The organism is Cupriavidus phytorum (assembly GCF_003254285.1).
Classification (GTDB): Bacteria; Pseudomonadota; Gammaproteobacteria; order Burkholderiales; family Burkholderiaceae; genus Cupriavidus; species Cupriavidus phytorum.
The window spans coordinates 319,518-345,408 of record NZ_QKZN01000005.1 but is presented as its reverse complement, the minus strand read 5'-3'; the positions used below and the strand labels follow the sequence as shown (position 1 = coordinate 345,408).

Annotated in this window: 21 protein-coding genes; 6 read left to right on the top strand and 15 right to left on the bottom strand. The window is 66.8% G+C overall.

Annotated elements, in window-relative coordinates:
* Positions 1 to 45: 45 nt before the first annotated feature.
* The 3 genes from C7416_RS15790 to C7416_RS15780 are packed head-to-tail and all read right to left on the bottom strand — an operon-like array spanning position 46 to position 2,932.
* On the bottom strand, positions 46 to 1,080 hold the full coding sequence (locus C7416_RS15790; RefSeq protein WP_111519779.1) for a Bug family tripartite tricarboxylate transporter substrate binding protein: 1,035 nt from the start codon (positions 1,078 to 1,080) through the stop codon (positions 46 to 48).
* The gene (locus C7416_RS15785; protein WP_111519778.1) at positions 1,077 to 1,934 is read right to left on the bottom strand and encodes a phosphate/phosphite/phosphonate ABC transporter substrate-binding protein; all 858 of its coding nucleotides are present in this window, start codon (positions 1,932 to 1,934) and stop codon (positions 1,077 to 1,079) included. Before C7416_RS15785 ends, C7416_RS15790 begins: the two co-directional genes overlap by 4 nt.
* Positions 1,931 to 2,932: an ornithine cyclodeaminase family protein gene (locus tag C7416_RS15780; protein WP_111519777.1), complete on the bottom strand. Its 1,002-nt coding sequence runs from the start codon at positions 2,930 to 2,932 to the stop codon at positions 1,931 to 1,933. Before C7416_RS15780 ends, C7416_RS15785 begins: the two co-directional genes overlap by 4 nt.
* A 117-nt stretch (positions 2,933 to 3,049) precedes the next feature.
* On the opposite strand from C7416_RS15780, the gene C7416_RS15775 reads away from it, so the two are divergent.
* Complete coding sequence (locus C7416_RS15775; RefSeq protein WP_111519776.1) at positions 3,050 to 3,937, top strand: LysR family transcriptional regulator; 888 nt, start codon at positions 3,050 to 3,052, stop codon at positions 3,935 to 3,937.
* Here C7416_RS15775 and C7416_RS15770 read toward each other — a convergent pair.
* From C7416_RS15770 to C7416_RS15760, 3 genes are read right to left on the bottom strand one after another with little or no spacing between them, the layout of a single operon-like run.
* A complete protein-coding gene (locus tag C7416_RS15770; protein ID WP_111519775.1) occupies positions 3,934 to 4,203 on the bottom strand; it encodes a hypothetical protein in 270 nt (89 codons plus the stop codon). The two genes, C7416_RS15775 and C7416_RS15770, sit on opposite strands and share 4 nt — an antisense overlap.
* The gene (locus C7416_RS15765; protein ID WP_111519774.1) at positions 4,200 to 5,612 is read right to left on the bottom strand and encodes a LutB/LldF family L-lactate oxidation iron-sulfur protein; all 1,413 of its coding nucleotides are present in this window, start codon (positions 5,610 to 5,612) and stop codon (positions 4,200 to 4,202) included. Before C7416_RS15765 ends, C7416_RS15770 begins: the two co-directional genes overlap by 4 nt.
* Positions 5,613 to 5,642: 30 nt before the next feature.
* A complete protein-coding gene (locus tag C7416_RS15760; RefSeq protein WP_111519773.1) occupies positions 5,643 to 6,368 on the bottom strand; it encodes a (Fe-S)-binding protein in 726 nt (241 codons plus the stop codon).
* 237 nt (positions 6,369 to 6,605) lie between these two features.
* Between C7416_RS15760 and C7416_RS15755 the strand changes: the two genes are divergently transcribed.
* The 3 genes from C7416_RS15755 to C7416_RS15745 all read left to right on the top strand — a co-directional run bounded on the left by C7416_RS15755 (position 6,606) and on the right by C7416_RS15745 (position 9,708).
* Positions 6,606 to 7,391, top strand: a complete 786-nt coding sequence (locus tag C7416_RS15755) for an IclR family transcriptional regulator (protein ID WP_012352591.1) — start codon at positions 6,606 to 6,608, stop codon at positions 7,389 to 7,391.
* 139 nt (positions 7,392 to 7,530) lie between these two features.
* Positions 7,531 to 8,280 carry a FadR/GntR family transcriptional regulator gene (locus C7416_RS15750; RefSeq protein ID WP_111519772.1) on the top strand — a complete coding sequence of 250 codons (750 nt, stop codon included), beginning with the start codon at positions 7,531 to 7,533 and terminating at the stop codon, positions 8,278 to 8,280.
* Between the two features lie 15 nt (positions 8,281 to 8,295).
* Entirely contained in the window at positions 8,296 to 9,708 is a 1,413-nt protein-coding gene (locus tag C7416_RS15745) for an FAD-binding oxidoreductase (protein WP_111519771.1), read from the top strand.
* A 65-nt stretch (positions 9,709 to 9,773) separates the two neighbouring features.
* Here C7416_RS15745 and pbpG read toward each other — a convergent pair whose 3' ends face one another.
* From pbpG to C7416_RS15720, 5 genes are all read right to left on the bottom strand, one after another.
* Positions 9,774 to 10,991: a D-alanyl-D-alanine endopeptidase gene (gene pbpG / locus C7416_RS15740; RefSeq protein WP_146604281.1), complete on the bottom strand. Its 1,218-nt coding sequence runs from the start codon at positions 10,989 to 10,991 to the stop codon at positions 9,774 to 9,776.
* 272 nt (positions 10,992 to 11,263) lie between these two features.
* The gene (locus C7416_RS15735) at positions 11,264 to 11,986 is read right to left on the bottom strand and encodes a nitroreductase (protein WP_111519770.1); all 723 of its coding nucleotides are present in this window, start codon (positions 11,984 to 11,986) and stop codon (positions 11,264 to 11,266) included.
* Positions 11,987 to 12,002: 16 nt separating this feature from the next.
* A complete protein-coding gene (locus C7416_RS15730) occupies positions 12,003 to 12,461 on the bottom strand; it encodes an acyl-CoA thioesterase (protein ID WP_111519769.1) in 459 nt (152 codons plus the stop codon).
* A gap of 84 nt (positions 12,462 to 12,545) precedes the next feature.
* Complete coding sequence (locus C7416_RS15725) at positions 12,546 to 13,472, bottom strand: DMT family transporter (protein WP_111519768.1); 927 nt, start codon at positions 13,470 to 13,472, stop codon at positions 12,546 to 12,548.
* The gene (locus C7416_RS15720; protein ID WP_111519767.1) at positions 13,469 to 14,395 is read right to left on the bottom strand and encodes a histone deacetylase family protein; all 927 of its coding nucleotides are present in this window, start codon (positions 14,393 to 14,395) and stop codon (positions 13,469 to 13,471) included. The genes C7416_RS15725 and C7416_RS15720 overlap by 4 nt, the downstream gene beginning before the upstream one ends.
* Positions 14,396 to 14,761: 366 nt before the next feature.
* On the opposite strand from C7416_RS15720, the gene phaP1 reads away from it, so the two are divergent.
* The gene (gene phaP1, locus C7416_RS15715; RefSeq protein WP_062798212.1) at positions 14,762 to 15,340 is read left to right on the top strand and encodes a TIGR01841 family phasin PhaP1; all 579 of its coding nucleotides are present in this window, start codon (positions 14,762 to 14,764) and stop codon (positions 15,338 to 15,340) included.
* Between the two features lie 359 nt (positions 15,341 to 15,699).
* Here phaP1 and lpdA read toward each other — a convergent pair whose 3' ends face one another.
* The 4 genes from lpdA to aceE all read right to left on the bottom strand — a co-directional run bounded on the left by lpdA (position 15,700) and on the right by aceE (position 22,749).
* On the bottom strand, positions 15,700 to 17,487 hold the full coding sequence (gene lpdA / locus C7416_RS15710) for a dihydrolipoyl dehydrogenase (protein ID WP_111519766.1): 1,788 nt from the start codon (positions 17,485 to 17,487) through the stop codon (positions 15,700 to 15,702).
* Between the two features lie 33 nt (positions 17,488 to 17,520).
* Positions 17,521 to 18,150 carry an Ntn hydrolase family protein gene (locus C7416_RS15705; protein WP_111519765.1) on the bottom strand — a complete coding sequence of 210 codons (630 nt, stop codon included), beginning with the start codon at positions 18,148 to 18,150 and terminating at the stop codon, positions 17,521 to 17,523.
* Positions 18,151 to 18,209: 59 nt separating this feature from the next.
* Positions 18,210 to 19,895, bottom strand: coding sequence for a dihydrolipoyllysine-residue acetyltransferase (aceF, locus tag C7416_RS15700; protein WP_111519764.1), 1,686 nt, complete (start codon positions 19,893 to 19,895; stop codon positions 18,210 to 18,212).
* A 166-nt stretch (positions 19,896 to 20,061) separates the two neighbouring features.
* Positions 20,062 to 22,749 (bottom strand): pyruvate dehydrogenase (acetyl-transferring), homodimeric type, encoded by a 2,688-nt coding sequence (aceE, locus tag C7416_RS15695; RefSeq protein WP_111519763.1) that lies wholly within the window; start codon positions 22,747 to 22,749, stop codon positions 20,062 to 20,064.
* 425 nt (positions 22,750 to 23,174) lie between these two features.
* Here aceE and C7416_RS15690 point away from each other — a divergent pair, with 425 nt between their 5' ends.
* The gene (locus C7416_RS15690; protein WP_111519762.1) at positions 23,175 to 25,787 is read left to right on the top strand and encodes a PAS domain S-box protein; all 2,613 of its coding nucleotides are present in this window, start codon (positions 23,175 to 23,177) and stop codon (positions 25,785 to 25,787) included.
* Positions 25,788 to 25,891 lie beyond the last annotated feature (104 nt).

Sequence of the window (25,891 nt, the reverse complement as noted above, 5' to 3'; positions counted from 1 at the left end):
GTTTTCTTGCTCGTTGGCGCTTGCGCGTCCCGATGTTGCCGATGATCAGTCGATCGTGATGCGCCGCTGCTTGATCACCCCCGCCCATCGCGTACTTTCCTTCTGGATGGTCGCCGCCAGCTGCTGCGGCGTGCCAGCCGCCGCCTCCATCCCCAGCGTCGCCAGCTTTTCCTTCAGCGCCGCATCCGCCAGCACCGCGTCGGCATGCTGGCTGAGCTTGCGCACGATCTCGGGCGGCGTGCCCGCCGGCACCATCAACGCATACCACGACACCGCCTCGAACTTCGGGAAGCCCTGCTCGGCGATCGTCGGCACATCGGGCAGCGCCGTCGAGCGTTTGGCGCTGGCCACGCCCAGCGCGCGCAGCTTGCCCGCCTTGATATAGGGCAGCGCCGCCGACAGCTGCGCAAACATCATCGTCACCTGCCCGCCCACCACATCGGTCATGGCCGGGCTCACGCCCTTGTACGGCACGTGGTTCAGCTTGACGCCGGCATCGAGCTGCAGCAGCTCGCCGGCGAGGTGTGCCTGGCTGCCGGCGCCGGGGGAGGCAAAGCTCAGCTCGCCCGGCTTCTGCGCGGCCAGCTTGAGCAGTTCTGCCACCGTCCTCACCGGCGTGGCCGCGTTGACCACCAGCACGTTCTCGGCAGTAGCGAGCATCGCCACCGGCGCCAGGTCGGACGGCTTGTAAGGCAGATTAGGCATCAGCGTGGGATTCACCGCGATATTGCCGACCGGCACCAGCGCGACGGTGTAGCCGTCCGGTGCGGCCTTGGCCACCATGTCGACACCGATGGTGCCGGCCGCACCGGCCTTGTTCTCGACCAGCACGCTCTGGCCGGTGGCCTTGGCCAGCCCTTCCCCGACCGCGCGCGCCAGCACGTCGGCCGGCCCTCCCGCGGCAAACGGCACGATCAGGCGTACCGGCTTTGCCGGATAGGCCGGCGGCTGGGCATCGGCCGACCCCGCACCGAGCCATGTCGCGCACGCCGCCGCGCAGGCGAACAGCCCATGCACGGCAAGGCGCCGGATGTCAGGATGCAATAAGGGCTTTGCAGCGGCATTCACAGCGGATTTCATGACGGTTCCCCCAATTGGCAGTGATGAGGCGATGGTGCCCCGGCTGCGGCATCGGTCAATGCAAAGCCCAGTCGGTCGGCTTCGTCCGCCATCGCGGATAGGCATGCATAGTCGGCAGGCTGCACCGCGACGAAGCGCGCCAGCTCCAGCGACGCCATCAGCGCGGTGCCGGCGGCATCCTGATGCATGCCCAGCAAGGCCGCACGCACGCGCATGCACTGCCGCGGATCGGCATTGGCCGATGCGACCAGCACCGGGATCGGAGCCGGCGGCGTCAGCGCCAGCGTCTTCAGTTGCGCGGTCAGCGCGGGGTCATAGCGGCGCAGCAGGTCCATCACATAGCTGTCGACGACACCCACCTCGGCATCGCCAACAAGCACCGCTTCGATGACCTCGCGCGGCGTTGGCGTCGCCATGGCCGCGGGCCGGTACAGCGCCTGCGTACTTGCCGGGGCCAGCCGCATCAGGTAATGGCGCGGCGCGTTATAGCCCGAGTTCGACTCAGGCAACATGCATGCCAATCGCCCGCCGAAGGTCTGCGCCAGCGACTGCGCCGGCGCATCGGCGCGCACGATGAACTCGGTGAAATAGACCGGCCTGCCGTCGTAACGCGCCTGCGCCGGAACCGGCGCGGCCAGCAACTGCGGCGTGTCCGGCGCGCTCGCATACGGATAGCCGCACATGAACACGCAGCCGCAGTCGGGCCGCGCCCACAGCGCGCTGACCGGCGCGGGCGCGGCATGCTCGACATACGGCAACGCCACGCCGGCGCGCTCGGACACGCGCGCCAGCAGCGCGCGCCAGGCCGCTTCGGCCCGCGGCGTGACTGCGTACATGCGGGCGTTGGCGATCATGCGTACACCAGCTTGTGGCCCAGCCCGCGCTCGCCGGCCTTCTTCAGGATCGCATGTCCCAGCGCGATATCGCTGAGCGACAGGCCGCGGTGCCAGAACAGGTTGGTCTCATCGTCGCTCTGTCGGCCCGGCTTGCGCCCGGCCGCGATCTCGCCGAGTTCGCCGTAAAGCGTCCGTTCCGACAGCTTGCCCGCTTCGACATGCGCGCGCAGCGAGCCGAACATGCCGCCCTTGCACTGCCCCCAGTCGTCCACCACCATCCGCGTCATGATGTCGGTCAGCGACAGCTCGACCGCGCTCATGGTGCCGTAGGGCACGACGAAGGCACCGGGCTTGATCCATTCGGTCTTGAGCATCGGCGTCGGACGCTCCAGCCGCGAGGCCTCGACCACGATATCGGCGCCGCGCACGCACGACTCCCAGTCCTCCGTCACCACGATCTTCTTGCCGAGATCGCGCTCCAGCCGCGCGGCAAAGGCATTGCGGCTTTCGGGCCGGCGCGAATGCACGCGGATCTCGTCGAAGTCATAGAGGCTGTTCAGCAGGCGCACGTTCCAGTACGAGGTGCCGCGCGCGCCGATATGGCCCAGCACCTTGCTGTCGCGGCGCGCCAGGTGCCTTGCGCCGAGCGCGGTCAGCGCGCCGGTGCGGGCATCGGTGATAAAGGTCGCGTCGATCATCGCCACCGGCATGCCGGTGCGCGGATCGAACAGGTTCAGCATCGCCATCTCCGACGGCAGGCCGAGCTTGTAGTTGTCGACGAAATCGCCGACCACCTTGACCCCGGCGAGCCCCAGCGGCGCCACGTAGCCGCGCAGCACGTTGAAGTGGCCGTTGAAGGCGGGGTCCGGCATCAGGTGCACGCGCGGCTCGATCACGGTCTGGCCGTTGCCCTGCGCCACCAGTGCCAGCTCCACCGCGGCGATGATTTCGGCATCGGTCAATTCCAGCCGCGCGATGTCCCGGCCGTTGAGGTAGGTGAGATGAATGTCAGCCATGCGGTCCCCGCTCTCCAGATCAGTGTGTGTGGTATCTCGATGAAATCCAGTGTAGGGTTGGCGCCATTGACTGTCATATGCTTATATGTCCGCCTGCCTTAACATCAGGTTAATGCCATGAAAATGAACCTGCGCCAGATCGAGGTGTTCCGCGCGGTGATGCTGACCGGCTCGATCAGCGGCGCGTCGAAGCTGCTTTATGTGTCGCAACCGGCGATCAGCCGGCTGATGTCGCACACCGAACAGCGGCTCGGCCTCGAGCTGTTCCGGCGCACCAAGGGGCGGCTCTACCCCACCCCCGAAGCGCGGCGACTGCTGGGCGAAGTCAATGCGGTCTATGAAGGGATCGAGCGCGTCAACGAGATCGCCGAGGACCTCGCCGCCAACCGCACCGGCAGCCTGCGCATCACCTGCAGCCCCAACCTGGGGCAGACCGTGCTGCCGCGCGCCATCGCCAGCTTCCGCGCCGCGCACCCGGCGGTGCGGGTGGTGGTGCGCACGCAGATTCCCGGCAACATGCTGCGCGCGCTGCTATCGGGACAGGTCGACCTGGCGGTATCGAACATGCCGCTGGTGCATCCCAATCTGGAGGCGCGGCTGCTGGTGAAGAACGAGATCGTCGCGCTGGTGCCGGTGGAGCATCGGCTGGCCACGCGTAAATGGGTGCGTCCCGCCGAGCTGCTCGGCGAAGACCTGATCGGCTATGGTCCGGAAGTGCCCTTCGCGCTGCTGGTGCACGAGATGTTCGGCAACGATGGCGACCAGCCCGATGTGCGGGTGCAGGTCGAGCAGGCCCATGTGGCGCGCGCGCTGGCGCAGGCCGGCGCCGGCATCGCGCTGGTCGATGCCATGACGGTCTTCGGCGCGAACTGGCCCAATATCGTCGCCGTGCCGATCCGCACCAAGGTCAATGCCTCGGTGCAGATCTTCCATGTGCAGACCGAGCCGCTGTCGCGGCTGTCGCTGGAATTCGTGGAGACGCTGACGGGGATGATGAAGCGTTAGGCCGTTGCCGCCTTGTCCAGCCACCGCGCCAGCTGGTCGGTGACCGCGGTGCTGGAAAACGAGCAGCTGTCCTGCGCGAACACCGCCGCCATCTCCAGCCGGCGCAGCAGCTCTTCCATGGCCTGACCGTAGACCGGCGGCAAGGCCAGCGCGCGGCCGGCATCGCGCCATTCGCGCACCAGCTCCTGCGCCGGCTTTGCGCCGGCCACGTGCTGCTCCAGCGCGGCGCGCATGCGCGCCAGCGCTTCCGAATTCTCAGCGCTCATGAACGCGCCCTCCTTTCCTTGTAGAGTTCGCGGAACGTGCGGCCCGACGGCGCCGGCATGTCGCGTGTTTCGGTCCAGCCCTTGCCCGCCAGCGGCAGGCTGGCAATCAGTCCGTTGCTGCCGCCCATGCGGCCCAGCAACCAGGCGCCGATGCGTGCAATCAGCGCGTAGAGTTCGGGCCGCTTCGCCACGTAGCCCCAGGCCTTCAGCGCAAAGCGCTCCTGCCATGGCCGCAGGCCGCGTTCCATCTGTTTCTCGCGCAGCTTGCGCAGCAGGTCGGACAACGGGATCGACGCCGGGCAGACGCGATTGCATTCGCCGCACATGGTGGCCGCCTGCGGCAGGTCGACCGTGCTGGCCAGCCCGACGTAGCTGGGCGTCAGCACGCTGCCCATCGGGCCGGGATAGACCCAGCCATAGGCATGGCCGCCGATCTTCTGGTAGACCGGGCAGTGGTTCATGCAGGCGCCGCAGCGGATGCAGCGCAGCATCTCCTGGAAGTCGCCGCCGATCAGTCCGCTGCGGCCGCCATCGACCAGCACGAAATACATATGCTCGGGGCCGTCGCGCTCGCCCTCGGCGCGCGGCCCGGTCAGCAGCGAAAAGTAGTTGGAAATCGCCTGGCCGGTGGCCGAGCGCGGCAGCAGGCGCATCACCGTGGCCAGGTCTTCCAGCGTCGGCAGCACCTTCTCGATGCCGGTCACCGCCACGTGCACGCGCGGCATCACCGTGCACATGCCTTCATTGCCCTCGTTGGTGACCACCGCCACCGAGCCGGTCTCGGCGATGATGAAGTTGCCGCCGGTGACGCCCATGTCGGCGCTGAGGAATTCCGGGCGCAGCACTTCGCGCGCTTCGCGCGTCATTTCCGGGATCTCGGTCAGCCGCGGCTTGTGGTGGACCTTCGCGAACAGGTCGGCGATCTCGTCCTTGTCCTTGTGCACCACCGGCGCAATGATGTGCGACGGCGGCTCCGAGTCGTTGATCTGCAGGATGTACTCGCCCAGGTCGGTCTCGATGCTCTGCACGCCCATCTCGCCGAGCACCTGGTTCAGGCGCATTTCCTCGGTCACCATCGACTTGCTCTTGATGACCTTCTTCACGCCGTGCTTCTGCGCGATCTCGGCGACCAGCCGCGCGGCATCGGCGGTGGTTTCGGCAAACAGCACGGTGGCGCCGCGGCGGGTGGCGTTTTCTTCGAACGTGGCGAGCCAGACGTCGAGGTTTTCCAGCGCGCGGTTGCGGCGCTCTTTCAGGGCCTCGCGCGTGGCGTCGAAATCGATATCGCGGATCGCATCGGCGCGCGCCGTGACGAACTTGGTCGAAAGCTTCTTCAGGTTCTGCTGCAGGCGCTGGTCGGCCAGCTTCTGCCCGGCGCGCGCCTTGAATTCCATGCTGTGAACTTGCATCGTGGCGAATTCCTGATGGTGTCGGCGCGGTCAGGCGTCGCCCGCCAGCACCTGCGCGATATGCAGCACGCGGGTGCGGCTGTCGCCGGTGCGGCGCAGGCGGCCTTCGATATTGAGCATGCAGCCCAGGTCGCCCAGCACCACGGCATCGGCGCCGGTGGCCTGGATGTTGGCGCACTTCTCGTCGACGATGGCCGTGGAGATATTGCCGTACTTGACCGAGAAGGTGCCGCCGAAACCGCAGCAGGCCTCGCAGTCCTTCATCTCGGTCAGCTGCACGCCGGGCAGGCGCGACAGCAACGCGCGCGGCTGCTGCTTGACCCCCAGCTCGCGCAGGCCGGAACACGAATCGTGGTAGGTGACCTGGCCGGCGAACGTCGACGGCAGGGTCTCGATCCGGGCTACGTTGGCAAGGAAATCGGTCAGCTCGAACACGCGCTCGCGCAGGCGCTCGTAGCGGCCGTTCAGCTCGGGATCGTCGCGCAGCAGGTCGGCGTAATGATGCCGGATCATGCCGCCGCAGCTGCCCGACGGCACCACGATGTAGTCGAACATCTCGAACTCGCGCAGGAATTTCTCGGCCAGGTCGCGCGATACCGCGCGCTCCCCCGAGTTGTAGGCCGGCTGGCCGCAGCAGGTCTGCGCCTCGGGCACCATGACCTCGTAGCCGGCGGCTTCCAGCAGCTTGAGCACCGAAAAACCGATCTCCGGGCGCATCAGGTCCACCAGGCAGGTGTGGAACAGACCGACTCGCATTGTTGACTTCTCCCAGACCCTGAAACTCCGCAATTATGCGCGTTCGGCGCCGCGGGTGGCGCACAAAGCGTTCATCGGCGCCATGAATGCGGTGCCATGCACGGCACTCGGCGGTGCGACATCACGGACAGATTCTTACCGTAATGTCATTTCACCTATTGAAATTTTCACGATGCGAGATAGAATCAGGCAGACGCTTAAAAATGCCGCAAGGCAACATTTTTACTTTTCCCAACCATGTCCGACGCAGACAAGTCACCCGGCAAGACGTCCATCCAGGTCATCGAGCGCATGATGACCCTGCTGGACGCCCTCGCGCAGCATGCAGACCCGGTCAGCCTGAAAGAGCTGTCGCTGGCCACCGGCCTGCATCCTTCCACCGCGCACCGCATCCTCAACGACATGGTCGCGTGCCGCTTCGTCGACCGTTCCGATCCCGGCAGCTACCGCCTCGGCATGCGGCTGCTGGAGCTGGGCAACCTGGTCAAGGCGCGCCTGTCGGTGCGCGACGCGGCGCTGGCGCCGATGCGCGCGCTGCACCGTGTCACCGGCCAGACCGTCAACCTGTCGGTGCGCCAGGGCGACGAGATCGTCTATATCGAGCGCGCGTACAGCGAGCGCTCGGGCATGCAGGTGGTGCGCGCCATCGGCGGCCGCGCCCCGCTGCACCTGACCTCGGTGGGCAAGCTGTTCCTGGCCGCCGACGAGTCGGCGCGCGTGCGCAACTACGCCACCCGCACCGGGCTGGCGGGCCACACCCGCACCTCGATCACCGACCTGGCCAAGCTGGAACGCGAACTCAACTGGGTCCGCACCAACGGCTATGCCCGCGACAACGAAGAGCTGGAACTGGGGGTGCGCTGCATCGCCGCCGGCATCTATGACGACTCGCGCCGGCTGGTGGCGGGCCTGTCGCTGTCGGCGCCGGCGGACCGGCTGCAGGACAGCTGGCTGCAGAACCTGAAGGACACCGCCCTGCAGATCTCGCGCGGCATGGGCTACGTGACCGAAGCCGCCGCCTGAGCTCACCGGGCCATGCACCGCCTGCGCGCGGGCTGCCAAACGGCAGTCCGCGCGTTTTGCTTTGGAGGAACGGCGAAATTCTGATCCAAGGGTTTACCCTTTGTTTTCAGATAACCAGCAAACCTTATAATCGACGATCATGCGAACCCGCACCGTCACCCTTACCGAACAGGTCACGCGCCAGCTGCGCGCCGATATCGAAAGCGGCGCCTACCCCGTCGGCAGTCGCCTGCCGACCGGCCGGCAGCTGGCCGAGCAATACGGCGTCAGCGCCGCCGTGATCCGTGAAGTCACCGAACACCTGCGCTCGCAGGGCTTGGTCGAGTCGCGCCAGGGCGTCGGCTGCACGGTGCGCTCCCGCACCGGCGCAGCCGGCTTCCAGCTGCCACGCAATCCCGAACTCGACGCCGGCGAGCTGGCCGACCTGTACGACCTGCGCATCGACCTGGAAGGCGCCGCCGCGGCACTGGCCGCGGTGCGCCGCACCGATGACGACGTGGCCGCGCTGACGGCCCTGCTGCAGCGCCTGCAGGCACGGCTCTACGACCCGCAGCCGGCCGCCGATCTCGACGCGGCGTTCCATATCGGCATCGCCGCCGCCACGCACAACCCGTACTACCGGCAGCTGCTGCAGTACCTGAACCTGCAGCTGCACCAGGCCGTCGCTACCGCGCGCGCCAACACGCTGCGCCAGCCCGGGCTGGCCGAGGCGGTGCATGCCGAACACGAGGCCATCGTCGCGGCCATCCGCCATGGCGATGCCGGCGCCGCGCGCGCGGCGGCGGTGGCGCACCTGCAAAGCGCCGCGCGCCGCCTCGGGCTTTCGCTACGCGCGCGCGACGACGCAGCGACGGCGCCTGGCGCTACCAGCCCCGCCCCCCTTTCCTGACAAGACACCACCATCATGCAAAACGGATCCCTTGCCCAGCGGCTCACCGAAGCCCTCGGCCCCGACACCGCGCTGACCCACCCCGACGAAATCGCGCCGTGGCTGTCGGACTGGCGCGGCATCTACCGCGGCCAGGCGCAGGCGGTGCTGCGGCCCCGTAACGTCGACGAAGTGTCGCGCGCACTGGCGCTGTGCCAGCAGGCCGCGGTGCCGGTGGTGCCGCGCGGCGGCAATACCGGCCTGTGCGGCGGCGCCACGCCCGACGCCCGCGCACAGAACGTGGTGCTGAGCCTGGACCGCATGAACGCGGTGCGCTCACTCGACACCATCGCCAATACCATGGTGGCCGAGGCCGGCTGCATCCTGGGCAACCTGCGCCGCGCGGCCCAGGACGCCAACCGCTTGCTGCCGCTGTCGCTGGCGGCGGAGGACTCGTGCCAGATCGGCGGCAACCTCGCTACCAATGCCGGCGGCGTCAACGTGGTGCGCTACGGCATGACGCGCGAACTGGTGCTGGGCGTCGAGGCCGTGCTGCCCAACGGCGAGGTCTTCCACGGGCTGCGCACGTTGCGCAAGGACAATACCGGCTACGACCTGAAGCAACTGCTGATCGGCTCCGAAGGCACGCTCGGCGTGATCACCGCGGCGGCGCTACGCCTGTTCCCGCGCACCGATACGCGCAGCGTGGTGCTGGCGGCGGTGGCCTCGCCCGCGCAGTCGCTGGCGCTCTATGAACTGCTGTTCGAGCAATGCGGCGCACGCCTGCAGGCGTTCGAGTTCTTTACCGGCGCTTGCCTGGACCTGGTGCTCGCGCATGCGGAAGGCGTGCAGGAACCGTTCGCGCAGCGCTACCCGGCCTACGTGCTGGTGGAACTGGCCGATACCACCGACGAGGCCGCGTTGAATGCGCTGCTGGAACGCGTGATCGGCGAGGCGCTGGAGCGCGAGCTGTGCCTCGATGCCGCGGTCTCCGCTTCGCTGGCGCAGCTGCAGGCGCTGTGGAAGCTGCGCGAGGAAATCTCCGAAGCGCAGCGCGCCGACGGCCCGCACCTCAAGCACGACGTGTCGCTGCCGATCGAGCAGATCCCGGCCTTCATGGAGTCGATGGCGGCACGGCTGCGTGCGCTCGATGCCGCGATCCGTCCCTTCGTGTTCGGGCACTTCGGCGACGGCAACCTGCACTACAACCTGTCGCGTCCGGCCGGCGCCCCCAGGGACTGGGCGGCCACTCAGGGCGATGCCGTCACCGATGCGGTGCTGGACGAGGTGATGCGCTACGGCGGCAGCATCAGCGCCGAGCATGGCATCGGCCAGCTCAAGCGTCATGCCTTCCTGGCAGTGAAGGATCCGCTGGAATTGCGGCTGATGCGGGAGATCAAGTCGGTGTTCGATCCGGCCGGGATCATGAACCCCGGCAAGCTGCTCTGACCGCTGCCGCACCAAAGCAAAACGCGCCGCAATGCGGCGCGCTTTTTGCGGTCAGGCGTGCGTGCTCAGATGCCGCGCGATTGCTGCGAGGCCAGCACCGCGTGGGCGCTGCCCGGACCCTGCGTCAGGTTCGGCGACGACGGGAAACCGCGCTGCGGCGCGGACGGCGAATGCTCGAGCCAGTCCTTGACCCGGTTGGCATCGGCAAAGCGCGACAGCTTGCCGGCCGAATCCAGGAACACCATCACCACGTTGCGCCCGTGCACACGGGCCTGCATCACCAGGCACTGGCCGGCCTCGGAGATAAAACCGGTCTTCTGCAGGCCGATCTCCCAGTTGCCGCCGCGCACCAGGCGGTTGGTGCTGACGTAATGCTGGGTGCGGCCCAGCACGTTGACTTCATGCTCGGTCTGGGTCGAGTACTCGCGGATGGTCGGGTTGCGGTAGGCGGCATTGACCATGCGCACCAGGTCGGTCGCGCTCGACACGTTGCTGCTCGACAGGCCGCTGGAATCGACGAAATGGCTGTCGTTCATGCCGAGCTCGCGCGCCTTGCGGTTCATCGCCTGCACAAAGGCCGGCAGGCCGCCCGGGTAGTGGCGGCCCAGCGCCGAAGCGGCACGGTTCTCGGACGACATCAGCGCCAGCAGCAGCAGTTCCTGGCGCGTCAGCTGCGTGCCGAAGCGCAGGCGCGAGCTGCTGTGCTTCTCGGTGTCGCGGTCTTCCTCGGTGATGGTCAGCACCTCGTCCATTGGCAGACGCGAGTCCATCACCACCAGCGCGGTCATCAGCTTGGTGATCGATGCAATCGGCAGCACCGCGCCGGCATTCTTCTGGAACAGCACCTCGTTGGAGTTCTGGTCCATCACCAGGGCGACGCTGGAGCGCAAGGCCAGCGCATCGTCGGTGTCGCGCAGGCCCATGGCCTCGCCCAGCGACGGCTTGGACGGCGTAAACGCAGCCCGCACCGGGGCCGCGCGCTGCGCCACCACGACGTGGCGCTTGCCCTTCTTCAACACCACCACCTTGCGCGCGGAGCCTGCTTCGCTCTTCGCGACCCTGGCGTTGCGCGCGCTCTTGGCAACAGGCTTGGAGGCGGTCTTTTTCTCCGTCTTAACGGATTTTGCCTGCTTTTTGCTTGTTTTTTGCGTAGATGAGGCCTTGGTGGCCGCTTCGGCCACGGGCACCGCGACCATCGACACCGACACCAGTACCGCGGCGGCGACGGCGGACAAGGGTGTGGAGCCGAAGAATCTGGAGAAAATGGAATCAGACCGGAACATGATTCGTTCAGCGCATAGGAATGGCGCTAGTGTAGGAAAGAAAGAAATTGTTAGCAAGATTAAAGACTTACAGACGCTCCTTAAAGTTCGATTCACATACATTTCCACAATGTGGAATAAGTACGCGATGCGTCACGTCCGCCATCGAACTTCCATGCGCTCGACCCACGCGCAGTCCGGCTCACCCTTGCTACCCCTTTGCAGCGACGAAGCCAATACGAAAAGTCTCTTGTGATATCGGCGCCCATCGTTACATATTGAAACAAATTTCACTATGAGAGAAAACGCGCAAACCCGCTGACCGGCTCACGTTCCGTGGTGAGGCGGTTTGCGATGGCCTCCGGATCGGCAAAACCCAGCGACATGCCGCACACCACCATTTCTTCCGGTGGCAGCCGCAGATGGCTGGCGATGATCTTGTGAAACTGCGTGAACGCCGCCTGCGGGCAAGTATCGAGCCCGCGCGCGCGGGCGGCGACCATGATGCTTTGCAGGAACATGCCGTAGTCGAGCCAACTGCCCTGCTCCATGATGCGATCGATGGTGAAGATGATGCCCACCGGCGCATCGAAGAAACGGAAGTTGCGCGCATGCTGTTCGTGCATGCGCGCCTTGTCCTCGCGGCTGATCTCGAGCAGCCCGTACAGGTCCCAGCCCACCTTGCGCCGCCGCGACAGATACGGATCGGCCCATTCGCGCGGATAGTACGGGTACTCCTCGCGGTACTTGCTGTCGCGCTCGGGATCTTCATAGGCGGCCAGCACGTCGGCGCACAGCTTGGCCTTTGCTTCGCCCGACAGCACATAGACGCGCCACGGCTGCGTATTGGTGCCGGACGGCGCGCGGCTGGCCACCGCCAGGATCTCTTCCACAGTGCTGCGCGGCACGGGCGTATCGAGAAAGGCCCGCACCGAACGCCGCGTCAGGATCGCGCGATCCACGCAGTCCACGGCATCCTGCGAGCCGAGTTGCTTCTCGTGGGACATCTTGTTCATCTCCTGTTGCCCCGCCCTATTCCCGTGCGCCCGTCACCGCGCCCGCCGCCGCCAACGGCAGCAGCGCTTCGCGCAACGCGCCCGGCAACGGTACCGGCCGGCGCGTAGCGCGATCGACATAGACGTGGATGAAATGCCCTTGCGCGGCAGCGACCTCGTTGTCGCCGCTGAACAGGCCGACCTCATACCGCACGCTCGACGTGCCCAGCCTGGCTACGCGTAAACCCGCTATCACGGTCTCGGGAAAGCTGAGCGACGAGAAGTAGTTGCACTGCGTCTCGATCACCAGCCCGATGGTGTCGCCCGACGTGACATCGAGCACGCCCTGCCGGATCAGGTAGGTATTCACCACGGTGTCAAAATAACTGTAGTAGACAACGTTGTTAACGTGGCCATAGACATCGTTGTCCATCCAACGCGTGGTGATCGGCTGGAAGTACGGATAGGCACTGCGCGATTCGGCTTGCGGTTTCATGGGGCGAGAGAGGGACAGGACGCGAGGCAGTACGAAATGCGAATATTCTGAACCAGCGGCCTACGCGATACGAACGCGCAGCCGCTAGCGACGGATGACAAGCGCGACACCCAGCGCGGCCAGCACCATGCCGGCGGCAGCCAGCGGCGGGAAGCGCTCGCCGAACAGCAACCACGCCATCACCGCCGTGGTGGGCGGGGTCAGGTACATCAGGCTGGACACCTTGGTGGCCGCACCCTGGCGGATCAGCAGGAACAGCAGCGAGATCGCGCCGATCGACAACGCCACCACCGACCACGCCAGCGCGCCGAGCATCGCGGCAGTCCACTGCGCCTCCCGCGTCTCGAACACGAACATGAACGGCACGCAGGCAAGCGCCGCCGCGGCGAACTGGATCACCGAACCCATGCGCAGGTCGAACACCGGGCAGAAATGCCGCTGGTAGACCGTGCCCACGGTAATGCTGAACAACGCAGCTCCAGCCAGCGCGAGGCTGGCCGGCGTCAAGCCGCTGGTACCGAGCTTGTTCGCCACCACCAGCGCCACGCCGGCGATGCCCAACAGCAGGCCCAGCCACTGGCGCGCGCCGATGCGCTCGCCCATGCGCGTGGCGATCAGCGCAGTCAGGATCGGCTGCATGCCGACGATCAGCGCCGATACGCCTGCCGGCATGCCGAGCTTGATCGCGGCCCATACGCCGCCGAGGTACCCCGCCTGCAGCAGCAGGCCGGCCACGGCGATATGCCCGACCGCGCGCCAGTCGGTTGCCGTCGACCCCGCCATGCGCGGCAGCGGCACGCGCGCCAGCAGCACGAACGGCACCATCAGCACCAGCACGCCGGCAAAGCGCAGGAACAGGAAGGTCATCGGCTCCGCATACGGCATGCCGTATTTGGCGACGATAAAGCCGGTGCTCCAGATCAGCACGAACAGCCACGGCATCGATGCCACCCACAGCGTGGCACGCGGGCTGGCCGCGCCGGTGCGGCCCGTCTCGATCATCTCGCTCATGACGCAAGCCTTGCAGCAAGTTGCGCGTACCCGGCGTGATATTGGGCGGCGAGCCGCACCGTCTGCGCATGGACGGCAACGGTGTCTTCGATCTGGTTGCCATAGCCGCCGGCCATGGTCACCGCCACCGGCAGGCGCCGGGCTTGCGCGGCGTCGAACACGAGGCGGTCGCGCCGTGCCAGGCCGGCCATGGTCAGTTTCAACCGCCCGAGCCGGTCGCCCTCGTGCGGGTCCGCGCCGGCCAGGTAAATCAGCAGGTCCGGCTCGAAGCGCCGGAACAGCGTGTCCAGCGCGGCCTGCAACGCCCGCGCGTAAGCCTCGTCGTCGCAGCCATCCGGCAGGCCGACGTCGAGGTCGCTGGCTTCCTTGCGGAACGGATAGTTCTTCTCGCCATGCAGCGACAGCGTGAATACCGATGGGTCGCCGTGCAGGATCGATGCGGTGCCGTTGCCCTGATGCACGTCGAGGTCGATCACCGCCACGCGGCGCACCGCGCCGTCGCGCTGCAGCACGCGCGCGGCGATCGCGGCATCGTTGAAGACGCAGAAGCCGCCGCCCTTGTCCGCATAAGCGTGGTGGGTGCCGCCCGCCAGGTTTACGGCGATGCCTTCACGCAGCGCACTGCGGCAGGCCTCGATGGTGGCGCCCGCCGACCTGCGCGAGCGCTCCACCATGGCTTCGGACCACGGAAAGCCGATCTCGCGCTGGCGTGCGGCGTCGAGCGTACCGGCCGAGGCGGCTTCGACATATTCCGCTGTGTGTGCGAGCAGCAGCGCATCGTCGCCGGCGCGCGGCGCCTCGGACAGGCGCAGCCCCGGCACCTGCGCCCACACCGCGTCGCGCAGCATGCTGTACTTGCGCATGGGGAAGCGATGTCCTGGCGGCAGCGGCAGCACGAAGTGGTCGGCGTAGAAAGCGAGCATGGAATGAGGCCTGGGCGATTCTGTTCACATCTTGTTGGGGTTCCGGCCTCGGCCGGCCGTACCGGCACGGGCAGCCTGGCATGGTAGCACCCCTGTCCGGGCATTGCCGGCGGAGCCGGGAATGGCTATGACGGCACTTGCAGCAAGCCTGGCGTGACAGATTTTGTGCGACGCACAAAATCTCCTTGACATTGACTTTGCGGCCCCTAAAATACGGCTTGTTGCGGCGCACAAACGCAAAAACGGATTGGCGCCCTGACCCACCCACACGCCTGGGCTGGCCGAAACGGGCACAACACCGTCACGGCCCTGACATCTAGGCGGCTTAATTTGCTTGACCTTGAAGTTCACCACTGGAGACCAGCAATGATCCTCACCCCGGAACAAGTCGCAGCAGCACAAAAGGCTAACCTCGAAACGCTGTTCGGCCTGACCACCAAGGCGTTTGAAGGCGTCGAAAAGCTCGTCGAACTGAACCTGCAGGTCGTTAAGACCACCTTTGCCGAAAACGTCGACAACGCCAAGAAGGCGCTGTCGGCCAAGGACGCCCAGGAACTGCTGGCGATCCAGGCAGCAGCCGTGCAGCCGGTCGCCGAAAAGACCCTGGCCTACACCCGTCACCTGTACGAGATCGCTTCGGAAACCCAGAGCGAATTCGCCAAGGTGGCCGAGGCCCAGCTGGCCGAAGGCTCGAAGAACGTGCAGGCCCTGGTCGAAAACTTCGCCAAGAACGCCCCGGCCGGTTCGGAATCGACCGTGGCCATCGTGAAGTCGGCGATCTCCGCTGCCAACAACGCCTACGAGTCGGTGCAGAAGGCGACCAAGCAAGCGGTCGAAATCGCTGAAACCAACTTCCAGGCCGCCGCCACGGCTGCCACCAAGGCTGCCCAGCAAGCCAGCGCCACGGCCCGCACGGCCACGGCGAAGAAGGCCGCTGCTGCCTGATAGCCAGTGCTGAAGATGGACCGGCTCCGGCCGGTCCGTTGGCAAAGCCCATCGCCATGCGATGTAGTGGGCTTTGCCAACGATGAAGGCAGTGCCCCGACCGAACGGCCCGGCGCTGCCTAGTCTGCCGATGTCTCCTCGGTACCGCGGTCTCCTTGTCCAAAGGTATCGTTAAACCCGACCTCTACAGGTCGGGTTTTTTTTGGCTCTCGCCTCAGCCAGCCTTTCCCGCTGCCCTTTCCCCCTCTCGCTGCAAGCCGCCACGCATTGACGCTAACAAGTTATGGCGGTTAATTGCGAAACCACGTAAAACAAAGCCCGCCACCAGGGCGGGCCTCGTCATCGCAGCGGGCGGTGCCTCAACGCTTGCGCGGCGGCGGCACGTCGGTACACGTGCCTTCGTAGATCTCGGCCGCCATGCCGATCGACTCGCCCAGCGTCGGGTGCGGATGGATGGTCTTGCCGATATCGACCGCGTCGGCGCCCATCTCGATCGCCAGGCACACTTCGCTGATCAGGTCGCCGGCGTGCGTGCCGACGATACCGCCGCCGATCACGCGATGCGTTTCCTCGTCGAAGATCAGCTTGGTAAAGCCCTCGTCGCGGCCGTTGGCGATGGCGCGGCCCGAAGCGGCCCACGGGAACACACCCTTGCTGTACTTGATGCCCTGCGCCTTGCACTCGTCTTCGGTCAGGCCGGCCCAGGCCACTTCCGGATCGGTAAAGGCAACCGACGGGATCTGCTTGGCATCGAAGAACGCCTTCTCGCCATGCGCGGCTTCCGCGGCCACGTGGGCTTCATGCACCGCCTTGTGCGCCAGCATCGGCTGGCCCACGACGTCGCCGATCGCGAAGATATGCGGCACATTGGTGCGCATCTGCTTGTCGACGTTGATAAAGCCGCGGTCGGTCACGGCCACGCCCGCCTTCTCGGCGGCGATGCGCTTGCCGTTGGGCGCGCGGCCCACCGACACCAGCACCAGGTCGTAGCGTTGCGCCTCGGCCGGGGCCTGCTCGCCTTCGAACTTGACATAGATGCCGTCCGGCCTGGCTTCCACCCCGACCGTCTTGGTATTCAGCATGACCTTGCCGAAACGGTCCTTGTTCTTCTTTTCCCAGACCTTGACCAGGTCGCGGTCGGCGCCGCCCATCAGGCCCGGCAGCATTTCGACGACATCGATCTCGGCGCCCAGCGTGCTGTACACCGTGGCCATTTCCAGGCCGATGATGCCGCCGCCGATGACCAGCATCTTGTTGGGCACTTCCGGCAGCTCGAGCGCGCCGGTCGAGTCGACGATGCGCGGGTCTTCCGGGATGAAGGGCAGCTTCACCGCCTGGCTGCCGGCGGCGATGATGGCCTTCTCGAAGCGGATCACGGTCTTCTTGCCGGTGCTGCGCTTGCCCTCGCCCTCGGTCAGTTCGACTTCCATGTGGTGCGGGTCGAGGAAGTTGCCGATGCCGCGCACCACCTGGACCTTGCGCGCCTTGGCCATGCCGGCCAGGCCGCCGGTCAGCTTGCCCACCACCTGGTTCTTGTAGTGGCGCAGGCCGTCGAGGTCGATCTTGGCTTCGCCGAACAGGATGCCGTGGGCGGCCAGCGCCTTGGCTTCGTCGATCACGGCGGCGTTGTGCAGCAGCGCCTTGGACGGGATGCAGCCCACGTTCAGGCAGACACCGCCAAGCGTGCTGTAGCGCTCGACCAGCACGGTGTTCATGCCCAGGTCGGCGGCGCGGAAGGCGGCCGAGTAGCCACCGGGGCCCGCGCCCAGCACCAGCATTTCGCACTGGATATCGGCACCGCCGCTATGCGTTGCGGCGGCCGGCGCGGCGGCCGGTGCCGCGGCAGCCGGCCCGGGAGCGGCGGCCGGAGCCGGAGCCGGAGCTTGCGCGGGCGCTGGTGCGGCGGCGGCCTGGGCCTCCACGGTGCAGATCACCGCGCCCTGGCCAACCTTGTCGCCCACCTTGACCTTGACCTCCACCACCTTGCCGGCAACCGACGACGGCACATCCATGCTCGCCTTGTCGGACTCCAGCACGATCAGGGACTGTTCCGTCTCGACCGTATCGCCGGCCTTGACCAGTACCTCGATCACTTCCACCGCGTCGAAATCGCCGATATCCGGCACCTTGACTTCGATCACACTCATATTTGCTCCTCAATACGCGCCCGCCTCTCGGCTTCAGGGCGCGCCGTCGTTGTTGGTTGCCGCGTCCGCCGCCGGCGCTGCGCCATTGTCTGCATCGTGCAGCCGCACCGTATGGACCTCGATCGGCCCCGATGAGCTTTTGTCGAACTCCACGCCCGCATCGACGCCGATGCGCGCGATCTCGCCCGCATCCAGGTCGGGCCGGTCATACACCGCGTGCATCGCGCCCAGCGCGTAGTTGCGGCCCGAGCCGATGCCCCAGAAGCGGTCGAATGAAAACACCTCGCGATACGAATAGACGCCGAAGATGCCGGCCGGATTGGCGATCAGGCATACGATCTGCGACGACTCGTAGGGATCGTCATCGTCTTCCTTGGTATTGACGAAGTAGTCCGTCTTCAGCTTCTCGTGCACCTTCAGGAAGGTGCGGAACACGTCGTCGCGCGAGCCCAGCCTGCATTCCTCGCCCAGGCCCGCCAGCAGCGTGCGCATGACCGGGAAGTGCGCGGTCGTCCCGGCCAGCGCGATAAAGCCGTCGCCGACCGGAAAGACCTTCTGGTTGCGCTCGTACGCGCGCGATAGCCGCGTATCGCCGAAGGTGACCAGCGCGTCCGCCGCGATCGCCACCTCGGCGCCCTTCTTGACGACAACACAGGTAGTCATGGCTCGCTCCTATCGTCAGGCCTGGGCGCGCACCGGCAATGCCGGTGCGCGCTGCCGAGTTAGAGCAGGATACGGCGGAAGTCCGCCAGCAATTGCGCAAAGTACGTGTTGAAGCGCGCGGCCTCGGCACCGTCGATGACGCGGTGGTCCCACGACAGCGACAGCGGCAGCGTCAGGCGCGGCGCGAACTGCTTGCCGTCCCACACCGGCTTCTGGAACGACTTGCACACGCCCATGATGGCCACTTCAGGCGCGTTGATGATCGGCGTGAAGTACGTGCCGCCCAGGCCGCCCAGCGACGAGATCGAGAAGCAGCCGCCCTGCATCTGGTCCGGCTTGAGCTTGCCGTCGCGCGCCAGCTTGGCCAGCTCGCTCATTTCCTGGCTGATCTCCAGCACGCCCTTCTTGTCGGCGTCCTTGATCACCGGCACGACCAGGCCGTTCGGGGTGTCGGCGGCAAAACCGATGTTGAAGTACTTCTTCAGCACCAGGTTGTCGCCGTCGAGCGAGGCATTGAAGTTCGGGAACTTCTTCAGCGCCGCGACCGTGGCCTTGATCATGAAGGCCAGCATGGTCACCTTGATGCCGGACTTCTCGTTTTCCTTGTTCAGCTGCACGCGGAAGGCTTCCAGCTCGGTGATGTCCGCTTCGTCATGGTTGGTGACGTGCGGGATCATGACCCAGTTGCGGTGCAGGTTGGCGCCGGAAATCTTCTTGATGCGCGACAGGGCCTTGCTTTCGACCTCGCCGAAGCGGGTGAAATCGACCTTCGGCCACGGCAGCAGGCCGAGCTCGCCACCGCCGCCGCCAGCCGCGGCCGCCTGCGCAGGCGCGGCGGCCTGGCCAGTCATCACGCCCTTGACGTAGTGCTGCACGTCCTGCTGGGTGATGCGGCCCTTGGGGCCGGTGCCGGCCACGCGCGACACGTCGACGCCCAGCTCGCGCGCGAACTTGCGCACCGAGGGGCTGGCATGGGCCGCCTTGCCGCTTACGCCAGCGACGGCCGGCGCGGCGGCAGGCGCTGCCGCCGGAGCGGGAGCAGCCGCGGGCGCGGGCGCCGGGGCGGGCGTGCTGGCTGCGGCCGGGGCCGGAGCCGCCGCGGCAGCCGGAGCCGGTGCTGCGGCCGCGCCGGCGGCGCCTTCCAGGATCAGCAGCAGCGTGCCCTCGGACACGTTGTCGCCGACCTTGACCTTGACTTCCTTGACCACGCCGCCCTGCGGCGAGGGCACGTCCATGGTGGCCTTGTCCGATTCCAGCGTCACCAGCGCGTCTTCGGCGTTGATGGTGTCGCCCGGCTTGACGTGGACCTCGATCACCGGCACGGCATCGTAGTCGCCGATATCCGGCACCTTGACCTCGATGGTGCCGCCACCGCTGGCGGCAGGCGCGGCCGCGGCCGCGGGAGCCGGTGCCGGTGCGGGAGCGGGCGCAGGTGCCGCGGCGGCGGGCGCCGGAGCAGGCGCCGGAGCGGGCGCGGCCGCGGGCGGTGCCGCGGAGGCCTCGTTCGCCGCTTCCAGCATCACCAGCACCGAGCCTTCGGACACGTTGTCGCCCACCTTGATGCGGACGTCCTTGACCACGCCGGCCTGCGGCGAGGGCACGTCCATGGTGGCCTTGTCCGATTCCAGCGTCACCAGCGCGTCTTCCGCGTTGATGCTGTCGCCGGGCTTCACATGCACTTCGATGACGGGGACGGCGTCATAGTCGCCGATATCCGGCACCTTGATTTCAATTGCTTGACTCATTCAGTGTCTCCTGAGCAGGCCGGCACGCGCGACATCCGCAAGCGGCGAGATTACCTTCGCCGCCCGCTTCTGTCACGCCGCCATGCCGCAAGGCGCCATCGGGACTGTGCCGGGGCGCCCGCGGCACGGCGCTGCCGTACTGCGGGGGTGGGTGCAGGCTGCCGGATCAGACCGACATCGGGTTAGGCTTGTTCGGGTCGAGGTTGTACTTCTTGATGGCCTCGGCGACCTTGTCGCGGCCGATCGCGCCCTCGTCGGCCAGCGCCTTGAGCGCGGCCAGCGTGACCCAGTAGCGGTCCACTTCGAAGAAGTGGCGCAGCTTCTCGCGCGTGTCCGAGCGGCCGAAGCCGTCGGTGCCGAGCACCACGTAGCGGCGCGGCACGTACGGACGGATCTGTTCGGCGAAGGTGCGCACGTAGTCGGTCGAGGCAATCACCGGGCCGCGCGCCGACTTCAGCTTCTGCGTGACAAAGGCTTCGCGCTGGGTCTCGGCCGGGTGCAGCAGGTTGTAGCGCTCGGCGGCCTGGCCGTCGCGCGCCAGCTCGGTGAAGCTCGGGCAGCCCCACAGGTCGGACTCGACGCCCCAGTCCTTCTTCAGCAGCTCGGCAGCGGCGATCACCTCGCGGAAGATCGTGCCCGAGCCCAGCAGCTGCACGCGCGGCGCGTTGCTGTTCTCGACGCCCTTGCGGAACTGGTACATGCCCTTGACGATGTCCTGCTCTACGCCAGCCGGCATTTCCGGATGCTCGTAGTTCTCGTTCATCACCGTCAGGTAGTAGTAGACATCTTCCTGCTCGGCGTACATGCGGCGCAGGCCGTCCTGCATGATCACCGCCAGCTCGTACTGGAAGGTCGGGTCATACGAGATGCAGTTGGGGATCACGGCGTGGAACACGTGCGAATGGCCGTCTTCATGCTGCAGGCCTTCGCCGTTCAGCGTGGTGCGGCCGGCGGTGCCGCCCAGCAGGAAGCCGCGCGAGCGCATGTCGGCGGCGGCCCAGCACAGGTCGCCGATACGCTGGATGCCGAACATCGAGTAATAGATGTAGAACGGGATCATCTGCACGCCGTGGGTCGAATACGACGTGGCGGCGGCGATCCAGTCGCACATGGCGCCGGCTTCGTTGATGCCTTCCTGCAGCACCTGGCCAGTCTGCGATTCCTTGTAGAACATCAGCTGGTCATGGTCTTCCGGCACGTACTTCTGGCCTTCCTGGTTCCAGATGCCGACCTGGCGGAACAGGCCTTCCATGCCGAAGGTGCGCGACTCGTCCGGGACGATGGGCACCACGTGCTTGCCGATCTGCTTGTCCTTCAGCAGCGTGTTCAGGATCCGCACGAAGGCCATGGTGGTGGACACTTCGCGGCCTTCGCCGGTGGCCTTGAGCAGGGCTTCGAAGGCCTTCAGCTCGGGCACCTGCAGCGCTTCGGCCTTCTGCCGGCGCGCCGGCAGGTAGCCGCCCAGGTTCATGCGTGCCTGGCGCATGTATTCCAGTTCCTTCGAGCCTTCCTCGAAGGTGATGTACGGCACTTCTTCCAGCTTGTCGTCGGCGACCGGGATGTTGAACTGGTCGCGGAACTTGCGGATCGCGTCGACCGGCATCTTCTTCTGCTGGTGCGCGACGTTCATGGCCTGGCCGGCGTCGCCCATGCCATAGCCCTTGATGGTCTTGGCCAGGATCAGCGTGGGCTGGCCCTTGTGCTCGCTGGCGGCCTTGTAGGCGGCGTAGATCTTGTGCGGGTCGTGGCCGCCGCGGTTCAGGCGCCAGATGTCCTCGTCGGACCAGTCGGCGACCATCGCCTTCAGCTCGGGCGTATTGAAGAAGTGCTCGCGCACGTAGGCGCCGTCCTTGGCCTTCATGGTCTGGTACTCGCCGTCCACGCATTCCATCATGCGCTTCATCAGCAGGCCCTTGGTGTCGCGCGCCAGCAGCGCGTCCCACTTGCTGCCCCACACCACCTTGATCACGTTCCAGCCGGCACCGCGGAACTCGGATTCCAGTTCCTGGATGATCTTGCCGTTGCCACGCACCGGGCCGTCCAGGCGCTGCAGGTTGCAGTTGATGACGAACACCAGGTTGTCGAGCTTCTCGCGGCCGGCCATGCCGATCGCGCCCAGCGATTCCGGCTCGTCGGTCTCGCCGTCGCCCAGGAAGGCCCAGACCTTGCGGTCGCCGGCCTTGGCCAGGCCGCGGCTGTCCAGGTACTTCATGAAGCGGGCCTGGTAGATGGCCATGATCGGGCCCAGGCCCATCGACACCGTCGGGAACTGCCAGAAGTCCGGCATCAGCCACGGGTGCGGGTACGACGAGATGCCCTTGCCGTCGACTTCCTGGCGGAAGTTATCGAGCTGATCGGGCGTCAGGCGGCCCAGCAGGAAGGCGCGCGAGTACACGCCGGGCGCCGAGTGGCCCTGCACGAAGACCAGGTCGCCGCCGCTCTGTTCCGACGGGGCGCGCCAGAAGTGGTTGTAGCCGACGTCGTACAGCGTGGCCGCCGAGGCAAACGACGAGATATGGCCGCCGACATTGGTGTGCTTGTTGGCGCGCAGCACCATCGCCATGGCGTTCCAGCGGGTGTACGAGCGGATCCGGTGCTCGATGTCCTGGTCGCCGGGGATGCGGGCCTGCTGCTCGACCGGGATGGTGTTGATGTACTGGGTCTCGGCGTGGAACGGCTGGGTCACGCCGTTCACGCGTGCGTATTCGATCTGCTTGTCGATCAGGAAGGCGGCGCGCGCCGGGCCTTCCGCGGCCAGCACGCCCTGCAGGGCGTCGAGCCATTCATGGGTTTCCTGGGGATCGGCGTCGTTGGCGCTCGAGGCGCCGAGGATCTGCTCTGGTACGGCGGACATGACTGTCTCCTGGGTGAATTCTTGGCTTCCGCGTCCGCGCTGGCAGCGCCGGACACGACTCAACGTATGACTCGCACCGACTTGCGGAGGATCGGCGCCATTGCCGCCTTGCATCGGGGCCGCCGCCGGGAAACCTGTTCCGGTTTCTCCGCGCGGCAGGCGCATGGCTACCGCCCGCATTCTTGGGTCGGACCGATTCTATGGAAGCCCAATGTCGAGCACAAGGGAAATTTTCAAATTGCGATATCGTTTTTTATAATGTGGAATTATGCGGCAGCGCACCAAGAATCACAGCCAAAGCCGCCTGCCCCGTGCCTCCGCCTTGCCAGCGCCGGCACGCGGCGCCGGGATTTCATTGGCGCTTTCCCCAAGCGACGCACCGCAATAATCTCGGTACACTGGTCGGTCAGCCGTCAATCCCTCCCATGCCGTTTTTCAACCGCCTCGACCGTCTTTTGCGCAGCCTGCGTGCCGCCATGCTTCCCTCCGATGCGTCGGGTACAGCCAAGGCCGCCGGCGGCGAGTCCGCGCATGTCCCGCATGCGCCTTCACCGGCGGCCGGCCTGGGGCCGATCGAGGCGCTGGGACCGGACGACGGCGTCCCGGTGGCGCCGCCGCGCGGCCTGTGGTGGCTGCGCTGGCGCAACCTGGTCGCCACCAGCTGGTTCATGTTCATCCCGCTGGTTGCCATTGTGCTCTTCACCGTGGCCATGGGCGTGATCCTGTGGTCGCTGCACGAGACCGAACGCCAGCAGCAGCGCGACGCGCTGTACCGCGACGCGGCCTGGGCGCAGCAGCGCGTGCGCCTGTCGCTGCTGAGCAACCAGGACCAGCTGGCCTCGCTCGCGCGCGATATCGCCGCCGCGCAGCTGGAGCAAGGCGCCTACCGCACCGCGGCGCAGGAAATCCTGCGCGAGAACCCCGAGATCGTCTTCATCAACTGGCTCGACGCCACCAAGCGCGGGCGCTGGTCGCTGCCGTCGACCTCCGAGTTCGCCAGCCGCCTGCGCGAGAACCAGGACCAGCCGCTCGAGCCCGAAGTGCTCGACACCTTCGACGCCGCGCGCGAGACCCAGCGCGTGGTCTACTCGCGCCCGCTGGTCAACGAGCGCGGCGACAGCTTCATGCTGATGGAAGTGCCGATCGTGCGCGACAACGAGTTCCTCGGCACGCTGGGCGCGCTGTATTCGATCAACGGCATCCTGACCCACCTGCTGCCGCCCGAGCTGACCGAGCGCTACCGCTTCTCGCTGATCGACAAGAACAATCAGACCCGCGCCAGCACCTCGCTGCGGCCGGTGCCGGGCAACGCGCTGTCGTACGAGGTGCTGCTCGACCCGCCGGGCCATTCGCTGTCGCTGCGCGCCGATGCCTACCCGCCGGCATCGAACCTGCCCAACAACATGCTGCTGTGGCTGGTGGTGGGGCTGTCCTGCTTCCTGCTGTGGAGCCTGTGGAGCATGTGGCGGCACACCAGCCGCCGCTCCGAGGCGCAGCGCGCGCTGCTGGCCGAGACCTCGTTCCGGCGCGCGATGGAAAACTCGATGCTGATCGGCCTGCGCGCGCTCGACCTGAACGGCCGCATCACCTACGTCAACCCGGCCTTCTGCCGCATGACCGGCTGGCAGGAGAACGACCTGGTCGGGCGCCTGCCGCCCTTCCCCTACTGGCCGCCCAACGACCAGCAGGAGATGCAGAAGCAGATCGACCTGACGCTGCAGGGCAAGTCGCCCGCCGGCGGCTACGAAATGCGCGTGATGCGCCGCGACGGCAGCAGCTTCTATGCCCGCATGTACGTGTCGCCGCTGGTCGACAGCCGCGGCCGCCATACCGGCTGGATGAGCTCGATGACGGATATCACCGAGCCCAAGCGCGCGCGCGAGGAACTGGCCGCCGCGCACGACCGCTTCACCACCGTGCTGGAAAGCCTGGACGCCGCGGTGTCGGTGCTGGCCACCGACAAGGCCGAGCTGCTGTTCGCCAACCGCTACTACCGCCAGCTGTTCGGCTGGGAGGCCGAGGGCCACGTCAAGCTGGCCGGCGACGAGCTCGACAAGGACCAGGTCTCGAGCGACAACACCGACTATGTCGATGCCTATGCCGGCCTGCCGGCATCCGAGCTGATGCCGTACGCGTCGGATGCGCGCGAGGTGTTCGTGCCCGACATGCAGAAATGGTTCGAAGTGCGCCGCCGCTATATCCAGTGGGTCGACGGCCACCTGGCGCAGATGCAGATCGCCACCGACATCACGGTGCGCAAGGCCGCCGAGGAAATGGCGCGCCAGCATGAAGAGCGACTGCAGTTCACCAGCCGCCTGACCACCATGGGCGAGATGGCGTCGTCGCTGGCGCACGAACTCAACCAGCCGCTGGCGGCGATCAACAACTACTGCATGGGCGCGGTGGCGCGGCTGCATTCGGGGCGCAGCACGCCCGAGGACCTGATCCCGGTGCTGGAGAAGACCTCGGCGCAGGCGGTCCGGGCCGGCACCATCATCAGCCGCATCCGCGGCTTCGTGAAGCGCAGCCAGCCGCAGCGGCGCGAGGCCGCGCTGCACGACATCGTTGCCGACGCGGTGGGCCTGGCCGACCTGGAAGCCACGCGCCGCCGCGTCACCATCCTGACCCGGCTGCCGGCGCCACCGCTGACGGTCTATGTCGATCCGGTGCTGATCGAGCAGGTGCTGGTGAACCTGCTCAAGAACGCGGTCGAAGCCATGGCCGGGCTGCCGGCGATGCGCGCCGGCGGCGTGGTGCGGCTGCACGCGCGGGTCGAGTCCGGCGAGATCGGCGACAACGTCCATATCGACGTGATCGACCAGGGCCCGGGCGTCGACGAGGCCACCAAGGAGCGGCTGTTCGAGCCCTTCTTCAGCACCAAGTCCGACGGCATGGGCATGGGGCTGAACATCTGCCGCTCGATCATCGAGTCGCACCAGGGCCGGCTGTGGGTCGAGAACAATGTCGACGGCATCGGTTGTACATTCAAGATCATGCTGCCGCTGCAGGCGGCGCCGGCCGAAGCCGTGGCCGAATAAGCAGAGCCCGCGCGCACGGGCCACGCGCAACCTTGCGCATCATCGGATGCGTGGCGCCGGCGGCGCCGCTTCCCCTCCGACGTGGGGGGCCTGTCTCGCCACAG

What these genes read in the sequence shown, in the direction of transcription:
- C7416_RS15790 (WP_111519779.1), bottom strand. Translation starts at nt 1,080, where the DNA reads ATGAAATCCGCTGTGAATGCCGCTGCAAAGCCCTTATTGCATCCTGAC.
- C7416_RS15785 (WP_111519778.1), bottom strand. Translation starts at nt 1,934, where the DNA reads ATGATCGCCAACGCCCGCATGTACGCAGTCACGCCGCGGGCCGAAGCG.
- C7416_RS15780 (WP_111519777.1), bottom strand. Translation starts at nt 2,932, where the DNA reads ATGGCTGACATTCATCTCACCTACCTCAACGGCCGGGACATCGCGCGG.
- C7416_RS15775 (WP_111519776.1), top strand. Translation starts at nt 3,050, where the DNA reads ATGAAAATGAACCTGCGCCAGATCGAGGTGTTCCGCGCGGTGATGCTG.
- C7416_RS15770 (WP_111519775.1), bottom strand. Translation starts at nt 4,203, where the DNA reads ATGAGCGCTGAGAATTCGGAAGCGCTGGCGCGCATGCGCGCCGCGCTG.
- C7416_RS15765 (WP_111519774.1), bottom strand. Translation starts at nt 5,612, where the DNA reads ATGCAAGTTCACAGCATGGAATTCAAGGCGCGCGCCGGGCAGAAGCTG.
- C7416_RS15760 (WP_111519773.1), bottom strand. Translation starts at nt 6,368, where the DNA reads ATGCGAGTCGGTCTGTTCCACACCTGCCTGGTGGACCTGATGCGCCCG.
- C7416_RS15755 (WP_012352591.1), top strand. Translation starts at nt 6,606, where the DNA reads ATGTCCGACGCAGACAAGTCACCCGGCAAGACGTCCATCCAGGTCATC.
- C7416_RS15750 (WP_111519772.1), top strand. Translation starts at nt 7,531, where the DNA reads ATGCGAACCCGCACCGTCACCCTTACCGAACAGGTCACGCGCCAGCTG.
- C7416_RS15745 (WP_111519771.1), top strand. Translation starts at nt 8,296, where the DNA reads ATGCAAAACGGATCCCTTGCCCAGCGGCTCACCGAAGCCCTCGGCCCC.
- pbpG (WP_146604281.1), bottom strand. Translation starts at nt 10,991, where the DNA reads ATGTTCCGGTCTGATTCCATTTTCTCCAGATTCTTCGGCTCCACACCC.
- C7416_RS15735 (WP_111519770.1), bottom strand. Translation starts at nt 11,986, where the DNA reads ATGAACAAGATGTCCCACGAGAAGCAACTCGGCTCGCAGGATGCCGTG.
- C7416_RS15730 (WP_111519769.1), bottom strand. Translation starts at nt 12,461, where the DNA reads ATGAAACCGCAAGCCGAATCGCGCAGTGCCTATCCGTACTTCCAGCCG.
- C7416_RS15725 (WP_111519768.1), bottom strand. Translation starts at nt 13,472, where the DNA reads ATGAGCGAGATGATCGAGACGGGCCGCACCGGCGCGGCCAGCCCGCGT.
- C7416_RS15720 (WP_111519767.1), bottom strand. Translation starts at nt 14,395, where the DNA reads ATGCTCGCTTTCTACGCCGACCACTTCGTGCTGCCGCTGCCGCCAGGA.
- phaP1 (WP_062798212.1), top strand. Translation starts at nt 14,762, where the DNA reads ATGATCCTCACCCCGGAACAAGTCGCAGCAGCACAAAAGGCTAACCTC.
- lpdA (WP_111519766.1), bottom strand. Translation starts at nt 17,487, where the DNA reads ATGAGTGTGATCGAAGTCAAGGTGCCGGATATCGGCGATTTCGACGCG.
- C7416_RS15705 (WP_111519765.1), bottom strand. Translation starts at nt 18,150, where the DNA reads ATGACTACCTGTGTTGTCGTCAAGAAGGGCGCCGAGGTGGCGATCGCG.
- aceF (WP_111519764.1), bottom strand. Translation starts at nt 19,895, where the DNA reads ATGAGTCAAGCAATTGAAATCAAGGTGCCGGATATCGGCGACTATGAC.
- aceE (WP_111519763.1), bottom strand. Translation starts at nt 22,749, where the DNA reads ATGTCCGCCGTACCAGAGCAGATCCTCGGCGCCTCGAGCGCCAACGAC.
- C7416_RS15690 (WP_111519762.1), top strand. Translation starts at nt 23,175, where the DNA reads ATGCCGTTTTTCAACCGCCTCGACCGTCTTTTGCGCAGCCTGCGTGCC.